Below are 15,650 nucleotides of genomic sequence, written 5' to 3'. Positions count from 1 at the left end.
CAAAAAACGCCCCAAATTAAAAATTTGGAGCGTTTCCCACTAAATCTAAGCTATTGCCTACTGTAGATTGTTAAAAGCGTTTCCTTCATAAGTGGTATAATTCACTTTAAGGGCATTTACTTTTCTCAATTCTTGCTTAATATCGGTAATAAGACCCATGTTGGCCTCCTTATCGACTTTCAAAGCAGTAGTCAATACATTTTGAAGTTCTTGCGGTTTCTTTGCACGTTCTGCCAAAATAAATGAACCTACTTCGTCCACATTGGCAAATTTATCATTCAATTGGATTTTTGGTTCTGTACCAAAAACCTTTTGATATTCTTGGGTAGGTGTTCCTACATAAATGTAAATAACGCGATCCTTCTTTTCCAACTTCTTGATTTCCGAAGCGTTTGGAAGGGTATTGGCAACCATTAGAGAACTATCTTTCATTGTGGTCACTGTCATAAAGAAGAACAAGAGCATGAAAACGATATCCGGCAACGAAGCCGTTGACACCGCTGGCAAATCTCCTTCCTTCTTTTTGGTAAACTTAGCCATATAAATAGTTTTTAATTGGTTGATGTTTCTGCCTCTGAAAGCTTTTGTGGAAACATCTCTTGGATGCGTTTCACTTTGTCTTTCAAGTCATCCCTAACGTTGGAAGGAGTTTCCGGATTCAGGTAATCTGCTTCCATTTCTGTAAAATCCCTTCCGTACAAACGTTGAGCTTCACGGTTACGCAAGTCGTTGTATGCACCGACCAATTCATTTTGAACTGTGATATAGGTACTGTACTTGGTCTCCCTGTCGTTCTTCAATGAGATAATGGCCTTTACTGGGTTATCGGATGACGCAGGGTCCTTTCTACCTTTACAGTAATCACAACTTCCATCGGCTCCGTTTTCAAGAAACTTTGTAGCAGCTTCTCTCAAATCCTCGATTTCCATCAATTGATCTTCAACCAACAACTGACCATTTCTATTGATACTTACAGTAAAAATGTTTTTCTGCTTAATTATGGGCGGTTCCTCATTTGGCGGCTCAAACGGCGGTAGCATACGGTCCAGACCTGCATCTGTTTCTATGGTGGTGGTCACCAAGAAAAAGATAAGCAAGAGGAATGCAATATCCGCCATGGAGCCGGCATTTACTTCCGGTGCTCCTTTTCTTCTAGGCATAATTCAACTTTTTTACTTAACAAACATTCTTTTCAATCCTGGGAAAACCATTAGAACCACAGCTATTGCCGTTAGGATGAAGAATACATTCAATCCCATTCCAATGTTTTTCACAGTTCCTTCCGTGGTTTCAATGCCCCTTTCGGACATAGTTTCCACCACAGCCATGTTATCTGAAGAAATCCCGTACGATATGGCTACGATAATAGCCAACCCACCAATGGCGAAAAGGGCTTTCTTAATGCTACCTTTGGTAGTGAACAATTTTGCCAATCCAAAGACCAATGAAGTGATTACCGCAATAGCCAATAGGATGTACATGATGATGAACATAAAGTTCATCGCACCACTACTAATCGCATTTGGATCATCGGCAGACGGAAGGGAGAACCAAAGCACGGCTGCAACCAATCCGATGACGATGAGTAATATTTTTACTATTTTATTCATGATTCTCGATAGTTTTTAATTCGTAATTATTTCTTGTGGGCAGCCAACATGTCAATCAATGCAATTGAGCTGTCTTCCATGTCATTTACGATACTATCGATTTTAGCAATAATATAGTTGTAGAAAATCTGAAGGATAATCGCTGTAATCAAACCGAATACAGTTGTCAACAACGCCACCTGAATATCACCTGCAATCAAGGAAGCACTCAAGTTACCTACTGCTGCAATTTTCTGGAAGGCCGCGATCATACCGATTACCGTACCCATAAACCCTAGCATGGGAGCAATAGCGATAAACAAAGACAACCAAGAAACGTTTTTCTCCAATTGACCCATTTGCACACCACCGTAAGCCACAACAGCTTTTTCAGCAGACTCGATTCCTTCATCGACCCTATCCAAACCTTGGTAGTAGATGGAAGCAACAGGTCCTTTTGTGTTTCTACAAACTTCTTTGGCAGCTTCTACACCACCGGAAGCCAAAGCGTCCTCAACTTGTTGCTTCAACTTAGTGGAATTTGTAGTTGCCAAATTCAAATAAATAATTCTTTCGATGGCTACAGCCAATCCCAAAATCAAACAAAGCAATACAATTCCCATAAAGGCAGGACCCCCTTGGATAAATTGCTCTTTCAATACTTGGGTGAAACCTTTGCTGGCTTCAGCTTCTTCTTGCAACATTGCTGCAGATGCAGTTGTAGTTCCCATCACAAACATTCCGGCAGCAGCCAGAGTAAAGGATATTTTTTTCATTTTACTTAAACTTAAATTTAGTTAGTTAATAATATAAAGATATAAAAATTTTACAATTGAAAAATTAAAATACCTAGCAGAGAGGAAGGGATTCGAACCCTCGATACACTTTTGGTGTATACACACTTTCCAGGCGTGCGCCTTCGACCACTCGGCCACCTCTCTATTGTTCCATTTAGGCCGACCAATAAACAAAAAATTTATTAGTTATAGAAATTTGACGCGTTAATTTTACACCATCTCACCACGAAGTGGTGTCTCGAAAATCGTCTTGAACAATTTGTCGGGAACCCCTGTCCCCAAAAGGTACATCGCTTTCGTTATGGCCGCCTCCGTTGTAATATCCTTTCCGTTAACCAGTTGCATCTCCTTGAGTTTTTCACTGGTTTCGTAATGCCCCATAAAAACGCTTCCTCCCGAGCATTGTGTCACATTGATTATGTGCAATCCATTTTCCACGGCTTTTTTTATCGCATTCAAAAACCATTCGTCCATTGGAGCATTCCCTGCGCCGTAGGTTTCCAAGATCAATGCTTTCAAATCGGGAATTTCAAGGACCGATTGCAAGACATTTTGGTTGATTCCGGGGAACAACTTTAAAATCGCCACTCGATTGTCCATTTTCTTATGGACCCGTAGCGACTTGTTCTTGGTCACTTTTTTGATCAAGTAATTCTGGTGCACTTTTAAGTGTACACCCGATTCCACCAAAGGCGGATAGTTCAACGAATCAAAGGCTTCAAAATGTTCGGCATTTATTTTTGTGGTCCTGTTGGCACGATACAGTTTGTACTCAAAATACAATCCTACTTCCTGCAACACTGGCTTCCCCCTTTTCTGAAGCGCAGCGATCTCAATGGAGGTAATCAGGTTTTCCTTGGCATCGGTACGCAAATCCCCAATGGGCAATTGCGACCCAGTAAAGATGACTGGCTTCTCCAGGTTCTCGAGCATAAAGCTCAATGCGGATGCGGAGTAACTCATGGTATCACTGCCATGGAGCACCACAAAGCCATCATTGTCGTGGTAATGTTCTTCGATAATCGATGCGATGACCGACCAATAATGCGGGTTCATGTTGGAGGAATCAATGGGATCATCGAACGAGACACCCCTTAGGTTACAATCCAATTGTTTTAGCTCCGGGATATTTTTCACAAGTTCTTCAAAGTTGAAGGCCTTTAGCGCACCGGTTTTGTAATCCTTTACCATACCAATGGTCCCCCCGGTATAGATCAGCAATATGTTGGTCTTCTTTTTCATAGATCAGATTCCGAATACGTCTTTGGAGTTTTCCGTGGTGATGGCAGCGATCTTTTCTTCGGACATACCATATATGGACGATAGTTTCTCCAATACTTTTATGATATACGAGCTCTCGTTCCGTTTTCCGCGATAAGGCGTCGGCGCCAAATATGGGGAATCGGTTTCCAGAACAATATTTTTGAGGTCGATTTGATTTAAGAATTTATCGATTTTACCGTTTTTAAAGGTCGCCACTCCCCCAATACCCAACTTCATATTGTAGGATATGGCTTGATGCGCCTGCTCCAAAGTCCCTGTAAAACAATGAAAAATCCCAAAGAGGTCCTCCCCCTTTTCCTGTTCCAACACTTCGAACACCTCATCAAAGGCATCGCGACAATGTATCACAATGGGCAATTGATGCTTTTTTGCCAATCGAATCTGATAGGCGAAAGCCTCTTGCTGCTCCTTCAAAAAGGTCTTGTCCCAATAGAGGTCCACCCCTATTTCGCCCACAGCATAGAACTTTCTCTTGGACAACCACTCTTCCACATGGGCCATCTCTTCCTTGTAATTTTCTTTTACGTGCGTTGGGTGCAGCCCCATCATCAAAAACACATTGTCAGGATAGTTGGTCTCCAAATCCAACATGGATTGGGTATAGGTTGAATCGATTGCGGGAATAAAAAAGCGCTCCACCCCGGCATCCAGGGCACGTTGCACCATGTCTCTTCTATCCTCATCAAAAGCTTCGCTATATAAATGGGTATGGGTATCTGTAATAATCATATCGCAAAAATAGGCTTATCTTAGACGTCCCAAAACTTTGTTACTGATTATACACCCCTAAAGTCCCCTCAAGGGGACAATCCATAATATGGCATCACTCAAAAAATTCCTCAAGAACAAGGACTACATTAAAATACCTTTGGTATTTACCGAAACCAACCACTTTGAACTCGTGGCCAGCATCAATGGGGTCACTGGCAAGTTTATTTTGGACACGGGAGCCTCCAATACTTGTGTGGGGATGGATAAAATCGAGTTTTTTGAAATGGCCTCCGAAGCTACGGACATTAAGGCGGCTGGAGCGGGTGCCACGGAAATGGAAACGTTGATCTCCAACAAAAACAAAATACAGATCGGGGATTGGAAAAAGAAAAAGCAGAAAGTTGTGCTTTTTGACCTTACCCATGTGAACCAAGCTCTGGTCGCCCATAATGCCCTGCCTGTTGATGGGATTATCGGTGCCGATGTGCTTAAAAAGGGAAAGGCCGTAATCGACTATAATAAAAAATGCCTCTACTTAAAAAAGTAAAGGCATTTTTATCAGTTCGAGCGCAGTCGAGAACCTCTCGTCCACACAATATTTTAAAGTTCCAACGCTTTTTTCACGTTTCCGTCCATCAATAATTCTTCTGGACTTTCCAAGGCTTCTTTTACGGCGACCAAGAACCCTACGGATTCCTTACCATCAATAATTCTGTGGTCGTAAGACAATGCCACGTACATTACCGGCGCAATGGCAATGGCCCCATCCCTAACAATGGCACGTTCCACAATGTTGTGCATACCCAAGATGCCACTTTGTGGTGGGTTGATTATAGGGGTAGACAACATGGAACCGAACACACCTCCGTTGGTAATGGTAAAGGTACCACCTGTCATTTCATCCACAGTGATCTCACCTTCCCTAGCACGGATGGCCAAACGTTTTACTTCGGATTCTATTCCTCTAAAGGTCAAGTTTTCCGCATTCCTGATCACGGGGACCATCAAACCTTTAGGTCCTGAAACCGCAATACTGATATCACAGAATTCGTAGGTGATCATTTCCTTGCCATCGATCATGGAATTTACCGATGGATACATTTCCAATGCCCTGATCACCGCTTTGGTAAAGAAGGACATGAATCCAAGACTTACGCCATGCTTTTCTTTGAACTCTTCTTTGTATTGGCTACGCAATTCAAAAATAGCGGACATGTCCACTTCGTTGAAAGTGGTCAACATTGCAGTTTCGTTTTTGGCAGACACCAAACGTTCAGCTACTTTTCTACGCAGCATCGACAATTTGGAACGGCTCTCTCCACGATTACCACCTGTTGGGGTTCCCATGGAAGGTTTGGCCTTTACCGCATCATCCTTTGTGATACGTCCATCTCTTCCACTTCCAGAAACTGATGACGGATCAACTCCTTTTTCATCCAATATCTTTTTTGCCGCTGGAGATGGTGTACCTGAAGCATAGGTTTCCTTCTTAGGCTCCTCTTTCTTGGGCGCTTCCTTTTTAGGTTCTTCCTTCTTAGGCTCCTCCTTTTTCTCGGATGAGCCCGATGAACCTTCAGGTTTTTCCGCACTCGTATCGATAAGGCAAACCACCTCACCTACGGCTACAGCGTCCCCCACTTCAGCCTTAAGGGTAATAACCCCGCTCGCCTCAGCGGGAAGTTCCAATGTTGCCTTGTCCGAGTCCACCTCGGCTATGGCCTGGTCCTTCTCCACATAGTCTCCATCCTCAACCAACCAGTCGGCGATTTCTACTTCTGTAATGGATTCCCCTGGTGAGGGAACTTTCATTTCTAAAACCATCTTTATTGTAGTTTATACTTGTATTATCTTATTTGCATATTATCCTTACTCTTGTCAAAAACGTAGTCCAGTACTTGGGCATGACGTCTTTTTGAACGCACGGCACTACCTGCAGCAGGCGCCCCATAGAATCTACGGGATGCCACCCTGAATTGTTTGGCTTCATCCAAGTGCATCAACATGTGGCTCCAAGCCCCCATGTTTCTTGGTTCTTCCTGGGCCCAAACAATATCGTCGGCATTCTTGTATTTTTTGATGACGCTTCTCATCTCTTTTGCTGGCAATGGGAACAATTGTTCCACCCGTACCAAAGCCACATCATCCCTTTCCAATTCTTCTCTCTTGTCCAAAAGGTCATAGTAGAACTTACCGGTACAGAAAACCAATGTTTTTACCTTGGCGGCCTTTGCATCGGAATCATCTATTACCATTTGGAAACTTCCCTCGGCCATTTCCTCCTTGGTGGAATGCACTTTGGGGTGTCTCAACAAACTTTTAGGGGTAAATACCACCAAAGGTTTACGAAACTTGGCCTTCATTTGTCTACGGAAGAGGTGGAACAAGTTCGCCGGCGTGGTCACATCGGCCACGAACATATTGTCCTTGGCACACAGTTGCAAGTATCTTTCCATACGTGCTGATGAGTGTTCCGCTCCTTGACCCTCATATCCGTGGGGCAATAATAGCACCAATCCGTTCTGTAATTTCCATTTGTCCTCTGCAGAGGATAGGTATTGATCTATGATGATCTGTGCTCCGTTACTGAAATCCCCGAACTGGGCCTCCCAAATGGTCAAGGTCTTTGGACTCGCCATGGCATAACCATAATCAAATCCCATCACAGCGTATTCCGATAGCAGTGAGTTGTAGATATGGAACTTACCATTTTGGTTATCGCCCATTTCGTTCAACAGCACCACTTCTTCTTCGTGCATTTCCGTTTTGATGACCGCGTGCCTGTGCGAAAAGGTCCCCCTTTCCACATCTTGTCCGGTCATCCTAACATCATAACCTTCCTCGATCAACGATCCATAGGCCAAAAGTTCGCCCATGGCCCAATCGAGCTTGTTGTCCTCAAAATACATTTTATGGCGACCTTCCACCAATCGCACAAGTTTCCTCAAGAATTTCTTGTCCTCGGGAAGCTTGGTAATGCTCTGGGCCACCTGATCCAACTTTTTGAGGTCGTAGCCAGTGTCCATTGGCTTTAGCATCACCTCTTCGGTCACCTGCTCAAAGCCTTCCCATTCATCTTGCATGAAAGGGGTTATCCTGGTCTTCTCGATTTTGCGGGAATCCAAAAGATCCTCCTCAAGATCGTTCTTATATTTCTCCTCGAGTTCCTTTACGTAGTTTTCATCGATCACACCTTCGGCAATCAATTTCTCCGCGTAAATATCCCTTGGGTTTTTATGTTTTGATATGGATTTGTACAACAAAGGCTGGGTAAACTTAGGCTCATCCCCCTCGTTGTGCCCATACTTTCTATAGCCCAATAAATCCAAGAAAATATCACGCTTGTACCGCATCCTGTATTCCAACGCAAAAGTTGTGGCGTGTACCACGGCCTCCGCATCATCGGCATTGACGTGAAGTACCGGCGAAAGCGTCACTTTGCCCACATCGGTACAATAGGTCGAGGACCTTGCATCCAAATAGTTGGTGGTAAATCCAATCTGGTTGTTCACCACGATATGGATGGTTCCTCCTGTGGTATACCCGTCCAAACGTGCCATTTGAATGGTTTCGTAAACCACGCCTTGGGCAGCAAAAGCGGCATCACCATGAATCAAGATCGGCAGCACTTCGGATATTTCCTCACTATGATCGCGATCTTGCTTGGCACGAGAAATCCCTTCAACAATCGAGTTGACGGTCTCCAAATGCGATGGGTTCGGGGCAATGTTCATATTGATCATCTTCCCAGAATCCGTTTCACGCTTCGAGGTCCATCCCAAGTGATATTTCACATCCCCATCAAAGATGGTTTCCTCGTAATCCTTTCCATCGAACTCACTGAAGATGTCCTTTGGCGACTTCCCGAAAATATTGGTAAGCACGTTCAAGCGTCCCCGGTGGGCCATCCCCACTACAAATTGCTTTACGCCTTTGTCCGCAGCTTTTTCAATGATCACATCCAATGCCGGAATCAAGGATTCACCTCCTTCGAGCGAAAATCGTTTTTGACCCACATATTTAGTGTGCAAAAAACTCTCGAAAGAAACGGCCTCGTTCAATTTCCTGAGGATGTTCTTCTTCTCGTCCGGGGTATAGTTTGGGTGATTGTCGTTCTTGTTGAGCCAATCCTGGATCCATTGGATACGTTCCGGGGTGCGGATGTACATGTACTCCACCCCGATGGCATCACAATAGATGCTTTCCAAATGACGGATGATCTCCTTTAATGAGGCCGGGCCGATACCCAGTATCTTTCCTGCATCAAAAACAGTATCGAGATCGTCTTGGTTCAGTCCAAAATTATCGATGTCCAAAGTAGGGACATACTTTCTTCTCTCCCTTACTGGATTGGTTTCGGTGAAAAGGTGTCCTCTGGAGCGGTAACCGTCAATCAGGCGAATGACCTGAAACTCCTTTTGAAGGGCTTCGGGCATTTCCACTTTCCTTCCATTGGAAAGCACGACCATTCCGCTCTTATCGGATTCGATCCCCAAATCTTCGAGGGAACCTTCCAAACCAAAATCAAATCCTTGAAAAAAAGCCCTCCAACTGGGCTCTACATTATCGGGATTCGTTAGATATTTATCGTATTGCTCCGCAAAAAACGATGTGTGCGCAGCATTTAAAAATGAATATTTGTCCATTCTTTCTGTTTCTCCAAAACTTTATGGAAAATTTTGTCAAAAATACGGGTTTTAGCATTTATATGCTTGCATTCCCTTTAATTTCTTATTCAAATTTACAACTATATCACAGAATGAACACCAAAGCAATAAAAATGAAATTTTTAACTGAAATTAACAGAGGAAACTAAAAATAATTTAACTTGGGCGACCAGCTAAGCCAACTGAACATGTCCAAACTTAAAAACAGATACCTCTCCCTTGATGTTTTCAGGGGGTTGGATGTCGCTTTGATGATCATTGTCAACTCTCCCGGAAATGGCTCCACCTCATTTTCGCCATTGTTGCACGCAGATTGGAACGGTTTCACATTGACCGACCTTGTTTTCCCCACTTTCCTTTTCGTCGTGGGAAACTCGATGAGCTTTAGCATGAAAAAATATGAGAGCATGGGACAATCCGCCGTCTTCAAAAAGATATTGAAGCGCACCGCCATCATCTTTCTTTTGGGTTTTTTAATGTACTGGTATCCGTTTTTTGATGACGGCCAATTGAAACCGTTCTCAGAAACCCGGGTCTTTGGTGTCCTGCAGCGTATTGCGCTCTGTTATATGTTCGCCTCCATCATCCTTCATTTTGTGAAGACCAAAACGGCCATTTGGCTGAGTGCTGTCTTTTTAGTGGGCTACCATCTCATTTTAATCGGTTTTGGCGACCTTACCTTAACGGGCAATGCAGTCCTAAAACTGGACAAATGGCTCATTGGTGCCAACCACATGTACCACGGGGAAGGGATTGCCTTTGACCCCGAGGGGTTGTTGAGCACCCTTCCTGCGATTGTAAATGTGATCATTGGTTACTTGGCGGGCAGATTTATCCAGAACAATGGCCAAAACTTTGAAACGGTGGCCAAGTTGATGATGTTCGGTTTTGCTTTGGTCTTCGCGGGATTGGCATGGGACTTGATTCTGCCCATCAACAAGAAACTGTGGACAAGCTCCTTTGTGTTGCTTACCTGTGGCATAGACCTTTTTGCCATCGCTACGCTTATTTATATCCTGGACATGAAAAAAGCCAAAAGTTGGAGTTACTTTTTTGAGGTCTTTGGCAAAAACACCCTGTTCATTTACTTGTTGTCCGAACTGTTCATCATAACCCTATTTGCCATTGACGTCAATGGGGAATCGTTATACAGATGGATTGCCGACAACATATTTATATCGTGGTCCGGTGGATATGTAGGCTCCTTGTTGTTTGCCCTTTGGGTAATGCTCACTTGTTGGGTCGTGGGCTACTTTCTGGACAAAAAGGGTATTTACGTGAAGGTCTGACCAAAGGTCAACTGCTATATTTGGCTTTGTACCACACTTTTTGCCATTCCCTTTTCAACAATAAAAAGGATACCTCCGCCGAAATATCGACAACATCGGATGGAGCTATCTTTTTCACTTCGCTCTCCGAGATGTCCACGACGTACAACAAGTTGAGATATTCCGGAAACTTTTCCACTATTAAAAAGTAGATTTTCTCGTGTATGGTACTTTTAAGTTCTTCCGGGGAAATGTCCAAAGGGATGTTGATAGGCACATTGGCCAATTCAAAATCCTTTTTGAGTTGCACTAATAGGTTTTGATAGAGTTGCTCGCGCCGAACGCCTTCCAGCAACTCCAGACTGTCATTGTACTTGGGCAGCATACTCTATTTACGTACAAACCGGGGTTTGGGATTATTCCTCCTTAAAGATTTTACCTTCTTTCATTACAAAAGAAACGTTCTTCAAACTTTCCACATCCTTATCCGGATTTCCATCCACTGCAACAATGTCTGCAATAAATCCTTTTTTCAATTGTCCCAAGTCATCCATTCCCAGAAGGTTGGCATTGGTAATCGTTGCTGATTTAATAGCTTCCATAATAGGCATTCCAGCCTCAACCATGTACACAAATTCCCTTGCATTTTCACCATGCGGATAAACACCCGCATCTGTCCCAAATGCAATTGGCACGCCTTTTTTGTATGCTCTGGCAAACATCGATTGGATTTTCGGACCAATCTCTATCGCTTTTTTGGCTACTACTTCTGGATAATACCCAGGCTTAGTAGCCTTTTGTGCAACTTCCTTTCCTGCTGTGATCGTAGGTACCAAATAAGTATCGTGCTCAATCATCAAATCCATGGTTTCATCACTCATCAGTGTTCCATGTTCAATAGTTTTGATACCTCCCAATACAGCTCTTCGCATCCCCTCATCTCCGTGAGCGTGAGCCGCAGTCAAAAAATTGTAATCCTTCGCTGTAGAGGTAATGCTCTTTATCTCCTCTGTGGTAAACTGTGGATTTTGTCCGCTCTTGGCCACACTCAAAACTCCTCCCGTAGCAGTTATTTTGATAACATCAGCTCCATCTTTATAGCGTTGTCTCACGGCTTTTCTTGCATCATCAACAGAGTTTACCACGCCTTCTTTTGGCCCAGGATCCCCCATCAATGATTTTTTCATACCATTGGTTGGGTCGGCATGACCTCCCGTAGTTCCAATTGCTTTCCCTGCAGTAAAAATTCTAGGCCCCTCAACAGTCCCCTTGTTTATGGCATTCCTCAGGGAAATATTCACTCCGCTTCCTCCAAGATCACGAACCGTAGTGAATCCTGCCATTAGCGTTTTCTTTGCATAGACAGTCGAGTTAAAGGCTATATCTGCTTCATTCAGGGTAAAGGTTTGGATATAGGCTGCTGGATTGGATTCTGACTCAATATGTACGTGCATATCTATAAATCCCGGCATAACGGTCTTGTTTTTCAAATCGACCACAACATTTGCAGAACCACCATTTACATACCCATCTTCAATTGACTTAATGGATGTTCCGGAAACCACAATGGTTTTCTCTTTCAAAATTTTCCCGTTCTCCACATCCACGATGCGTCCGCAATGCAAATAGGTGTCTTGGGCAAACACTATGACCGTAAATAGGTAAATCAAGGAAGTAATTAGTTTTTTCATTGCCTTAGTTGATTATTGGTTAGCTAAACAACAAAAATAGCGATACTTCCTGTATTTCAATCGATTTGAAAAAATCAAGTGCAAAAAAGCCTGTCCATGGACAGGCTTTTCATGAATATACATTCACACTGTTCTATTAGCTCCTCACGATCTTCTCCCACTCCCAAGCCGATTTCATGGCATCATCAAGGGTCGATTTTGCCTTCCACCCCAAAACATCATTTGCTCTTTTGGTATCAGCATAGGCTTGGGTAATGTCCCCAGGCCTTCTATCCACTATTTTATAGTTCAATTTTTCCCCGGATACACGTTCAAAGCTTTGAATGACTTCCAACACCGAACTTCCTGTTCCCGTACCTAAATTGAACACTTCGTAATTGCTTTCGTTTTTATTTTCCAACAAACGCTTTAGCGCGGCCACATGCGCCTTGGCCAAATCGACCACATGGATGTAATCCCTGATACAGGTACCATCTTCCGTAGGGTAATCATCGCCGAACACGGACAATTGCTCACGAAGACCAATACCGGTTTGCGTGATGAACGGCACCAAATTCTGCGGCACTCCAATGGGCAATTCCCCTATTTTACCTGATGGATGTGCCCCAATGGGGTTAAAATATCGTAGTGATATTGCTTTCAACCCTGGGTTTACCTTACAGGTATCCCGAATGATTTCCTCACCGACCTGCTTGGTATTCCCATAGGGGGATTCTGCAGGTTTTACAGGAGCAGCTTCGGTAATCGGCATTTCATCTGCCTGACCATAAACGGTACAGGAACTACTGAAAATAAAACTGGCATTCCCTTTTTTCTTTAACTCCTGTAGTATGTACACCAATACACCAAGGTTGTTTTCGTAGTACAGCAATGGTTCTTCCACACTTTCCCCCACTGCCTTTGATGCAGCAAAATGAATGACCCCTGCAATATCATCATGCTTTTGAAAGAAATCCTGGACTTTTGGTTTATCGCGAAGGTCAAACTCTTCGAAAATTGGCCTTTTGCCTATTATGGCTTCGATACCATCCAAAACTTCAATGGATGAATTGGAAAGATTGTCCACAATGACCACTTCAAAGCCTTCATTTTGCAATTCAACTACGGTATGGGAACCGATAAAGCCCAAACCACCAGTCACTAATATTTTCATATTTATTTATTTACAAATTCAATGACCATGTTGGTAATGTATTCTATTTGCTCATCATCCAACTCGGTATGCATGGGAAGTGAAATCACTTCGTTCACCAATAGATTGGTCACAGGGAAATCATCCTCATTGTAACGCTCATCCGCATAGGCCTTCTGTTTGTGCAACGGAACCGGATAATACACACCGCAAGGAACGTTATTATCATTTAAATGTTGCACAAGACCATCTCGTGTGCCATTGGTTATTCTCAAAGTATATTGATGAAACACGTGGCAATCGCAAAGACTTTGCTCCGTATCGCAACCACAAGAAATTTTAGGCGCGATGATATGCTCTTGCCCTTTGAATGCCTTGGAGTATTTTGATGCGGCTTCCCAACGTTTTTGGTTGTAATGGTCCAACTTGGGCAATTTTGCCCGCAACACAGCGGCCTGAATGGAATCCAAACGCGAGTTGACACCGACCACATCGTGATAATACCGCTTGTGCATACCATGATTTACGATACCGCGAATGGTATGGGCCAAATCGTCATCATTGGTAAAAATGGCACCTCCGTCTCCATAACAGCCCAAGTTCTTGGACGGGAAGAACGATGTAGCGCCAACATGCCCGATGCTCCCAGCTTTTTGTTTGGAGCCATCTTTGGAGATATAGGATCCACCGATCGCTTGGGCATTGTCTTCAATGACATACAAATCATGCTTCTTGGCCAACACCATGATCTCGTCCATATTGGCACACTGTCCAAAAAGATGCACGGGAACAATGGCCTTTGTTTTTGGCGTGATCGCCTTTTCAATGGCCTTCACATCTATATTGAAAGTATCGGGTTCCACGTCCACCAAAACCGGTGTCAATTGCAAAAGACCGATAACCTCAACGGTAGCGGCAAAGGTAAAATCTGCCGTAATCACTTCATCGCCCGGTTGCAACCCAAGGCCCATCATGCATATTTGGAGCGCATCGGTCCCATTCGCACATGGAATCACATGCTTTACACCCAAATATTCCTCCAATTCACTTTGAAACGCGTGAACATGGGGCCCGTTGATAAATGCAGAGGAATCCAAGATTTCCGCAATGGCTTCGTTGACCTCGGTTTTTATGCCTTCGTATTGACCTTTCAGGTCAACCATTTGTATTTTTTTCATCGGAATAAATTAATAGGTCAAAATTAAGAAATTAAGATGCCATAATGGTCTCTGACTTAAAGAATGTATTTTAGCGAAAAATGATGCCCTTGCGTTTTCTTTATAACATTCTGATCAACATGGCTTGGCTTGTGCTGAAAGTGATCTCGCTTTTCAATGCCAAAATCAAATTGTTCGTACGGGGCAGAAAACACACCTTTCCCCTATTAGAAGAAAAAATCCGCCCTACGGACAACACTATTTGGATGCATGTAGCTTCTTTGGGCGAGTTCGAACAGGGTCTTCCTATTTTGGAACGTTTACGCTCCCAATATCCCGAACACAAATTGGTTCTCAGCTTCTTTTCGCCTTCGGGATACGAAGTAAAAAGCAATACCTCCGCTGCCGATGTAGTGGTTTATCTCCCCATGGACAGCAATCCCAAGGTGAAGCGTTTTTTAGATTTAGTAAATCCACGGCTGGCCATTTTTGTGAAGTACGAAGTCTGGCCCAATTATCTACATCATCTCAAGAAAAGAAACATTCCCACCATTTTGGTCTCCGCCATTTTCTCGGAAAGGCAGATTTATTTTAAATCCTTTGGAGGATTTATGCGGAAGGGTTTAGGGATGTTCGACCACTATTTTGTTCAGGATGAAAAGTCCCAAGAACTTTTGGGGTCTATCGGTCTAAACAATTCAACTATAGGCGGTGATACTCGATTGGACCGAGTTTCAGAAATTTTGAACAGGAACAATCAGTTGGATTTCATGGATCGCTTCAAAAACAACCAGTTGTGCTTGGTAGCGGGAAGCACATGGCCCGAAGATGAAAAAATCCTGTTCAGCTACATCAATAGCAGCAACGAAAAACTAAAGTTTGTCATCGCTCCACACGAAATAAAACCTAACCATATTGATAAAATCACTTCATCCCTTGAAAAAACCGTTGTACGCTATTCTGAGTTGGACCACCAAAACCTAAAGGAAATCGATGTCCTCATTATTGATACCATCGGTTTGTTGACCAAAATTTACAGCTATGCCAATATTGCTTACGTTGGTGGTGGATTTGCCACTGGGCTGCACAACACCATGGAACCAGCGGTCTTTGGCATCCCCATCATCATTGGGCCACAATTTCAGGGTTTCAAAGAGGCGGAGGACCTGGTCAACGAAGGGGGAATCATCCCGATTTCCAGTCAAGATAGCTTTGACAATTTGATGGGCGACCTGCTCAACAAGCCTATTTCCATCAAAAACATAGGCAATATCAACGCCAACTACATCAACACCAATCGAGGGGCCGCTGACCTGATCATGAAATACATTTCCAAGATTTTGTAAAATTTGGTTAG

General features: G+C 43.5%; 15 protein-coding genes and 1 tRNA gene. 3 read left to right on the top strand and 13 right to left on the bottom strand.

The genetic code is table 11. The features are described 5' to 3' along the window. Positions 1-57 precede the first annotated feature (57 nt). The 7 genes from EO132_RS02745 to EO132_RS02715 all read right to left on the bottom strand — a co-directional run bounded on the left by EO132_RS02745 (position 58) and on the right by EO132_RS02715 (position 4,399). Entirely contained in the window at positions 58-540 is a 483-nt protein-coding gene (locus EO132_RS02745; RefSeq protein WP_127136483.1) for an ExbD/TolR family protein, read from the bottom strand. Between the two features lie 11 nt (positions 541-551). After that, complete coding sequence (locus EO132_RS02740; RefSeq protein WP_127136482.1) at positions 552-1,160, bottom strand: ExbD/TolR family protein; 609 nt, start codon at positions 1,158-1,160, stop codon at positions 552-554. A gap of 12 nt (positions 1,161-1,172) precedes the next feature. Further along, positions 1,173-1,610 (bottom strand): hypothetical protein, encoded by a 438-nt coding sequence (locus EO132_RS02735; RefSeq protein ID WP_127136481.1) that lies wholly within the window; start codon positions 1,608-1,610, stop codon positions 1,173-1,175. Positions 1,611-1,636: 26 nt separating this feature from the next. After that, on the bottom strand, positions 1,637-2,365 hold the full coding sequence (locus tag EO132_RS02730; RefSeq protein WP_119607592.1) for a MotA/TolQ/ExbB proton channel family protein: 729 nt from the start codon (positions 2,363-2,365) through the stop codon (positions 1,637-1,639). 77 nt (positions 2,366-2,442) lie between these two features. Then, positions 2,443-2,530, bottom strand: a tRNA-Ser gene (locus EO132_RS02725). 66 nt (positions 2,531-2,596) lie between these two features. Further along, on the bottom strand, positions 2,597-3,628 hold the full coding sequence (locus EO132_RS02720; RefSeq protein WP_127136480.1) for an asparaginase: 1,032 nt from the start codon (positions 3,626-3,628) through the stop codon (positions 2,597-2,599). Positions 3,629-3,631: 3 nt separating this feature from the next. Further along, the gene (locus EO132_RS02715; RefSeq protein WP_127136479.1) at positions 3,632-4,399 is read right to left on the bottom strand and encodes a TatD family hydrolase; all 768 of its coding nucleotides are present in this window, start codon (positions 4,397-4,399) and stop codon (positions 3,632-3,634) included. Positions 4,400-4,487: 88 nt separating this feature from the next. Here EO132_RS02715 and EO132_RS02710 point away from each other — a divergent pair, with 88 nt between their 5' ends. Next, the gene (locus tag EO132_RS02710; protein ID WP_127136478.1) at positions 4,488-4,928 is read left to right on the top strand and encodes a retropepsin-like aspartic protease family protein; all 441 of its coding nucleotides are present in this window, start codon (positions 4,488-4,490) and stop codon (positions 4,926-4,928) included. A 53-nt stretch (positions 4,929-4,981) separates the two neighbouring features. Here EO132_RS02710 and odhB read toward each other — a convergent pair whose 3' ends face one another. Together odhB and EO132_RS02700 are read right to left on the bottom strand one after the other, a co-directional pair. After that, positions 4,982-6,202, bottom strand: coding sequence for a 2-oxoglutarate dehydrogenase complex dihydrolipoyllysine-residue succinyltransferase (gene odhB / locus EO132_RS02705; RefSeq protein ID WP_127136477.1), 1,221 nt, complete (start codon positions 6,200-6,202; stop codon positions 4,982-4,984). Positions 6,203-6,225: 23 nt separating this feature from the next. Further along, positions 6,226-9,024 carry a 2-oxoglutarate dehydrogenase E1 component gene (locus tag EO132_RS02700; protein WP_127136476.1) on the bottom strand — a complete coding sequence of 933 codons (2,799 nt, stop codon included), beginning with the start codon at positions 9,022-9,024 and terminating at the stop codon, positions 6,226-6,228. A 209-nt stretch (positions 9,025-9,233) separates the two neighbouring features. On the opposite strand from EO132_RS02700, the gene EO132_RS02695 reads away from it, so the two are divergent. Then, positions 9,234-10,334 carry an acyltransferase family protein gene (locus tag EO132_RS02695; RefSeq protein WP_127136475.1) on the top strand — a complete coding sequence of 367 codons (1,101 nt, stop codon included), beginning with the start codon at positions 9,234-9,236 and terminating at the stop codon, positions 10,332-10,334. A 7-nt stretch (positions 10,335-10,341) separates the two neighbouring features. On the opposite strand, the gene EO132_RS02690 is transcribed toward EO132_RS02695, so the two are convergent. The 4 genes from EO132_RS02690 to EO132_RS02675 all read right to left on the bottom strand — a co-directional run bounded on the left by EO132_RS02690 (position 10,342) and on the right by EO132_RS02675 (position 14,314). After that, positions 10,342-10,698, bottom strand: a complete 357-nt coding sequence (locus tag EO132_RS02690) for a hypothetical protein (protein ID WP_127136474.1) — start codon at positions 10,696-10,698, stop codon at positions 10,342-10,344. 31 nt (positions 10,699-10,729) lie between these two features. Beyond that, positions 10,730-12,004 (bottom strand): metal-dependent hydrolase family protein, encoded by a 1,275-nt coding sequence (locus EO132_RS02685; protein ID WP_127136473.1) that lies wholly within the window; start codon positions 12,002-12,004, stop codon positions 10,730-10,732. A gap of 136 nt (positions 12,005-12,140) precedes the next feature. Beyond that, positions 12,141-13,157: a UDP-glucose 4-epimerase GalE gene (gene galE / locus EO132_RS02680; RefSeq protein ID WP_127136472.1), complete on the bottom strand. Its 1,017-nt coding sequence runs from the start codon at positions 13,155-13,157 to the stop codon at positions 12,141-12,143. A gap of 2 nt (positions 13,158-13,159) precedes the next feature. Beyond that, on the bottom strand, positions 13,160-14,314 hold the full coding sequence (locus EO132_RS02675; protein ID WP_127136471.1) for a DegT/DnrJ/EryC1/StrS family aminotransferase: 1,155 nt from the start codon (positions 14,312-14,314) through the stop codon (positions 13,160-13,162). A gap of 119 nt (positions 14,315-14,433) precedes the next feature. Here EO132_RS02675 and EO132_RS02670 point away from each other — a divergent pair, with 119 nt between their 5' ends. Then, complete coding sequence (locus EO132_RS02670; protein ID WP_235856362.1) at positions 14,434-15,639, top strand: 3-deoxy-D-manno-octulosonic acid transferase; 1,206 nt, start codon at positions 14,434-14,436, stop codon at positions 15,637-15,639. Positions 15,640-15,650: the final 11 nt, after the last annotated feature.

The sequence above is a fragment of the Flagellimonas oceanensis genome (assembly GCF_003992595.1).
Lineage (GTDB): Bacteria > Bacteroidota > Bacteroidia > Flavobacteriales > Flavobacteriaceae > Flagellimonas > Flagellimonas oceanensis.
Note: the sequence above shows the minus strand (reverse complement) of the source record. Positions and strands in the feature narration are given on the sequence as shown.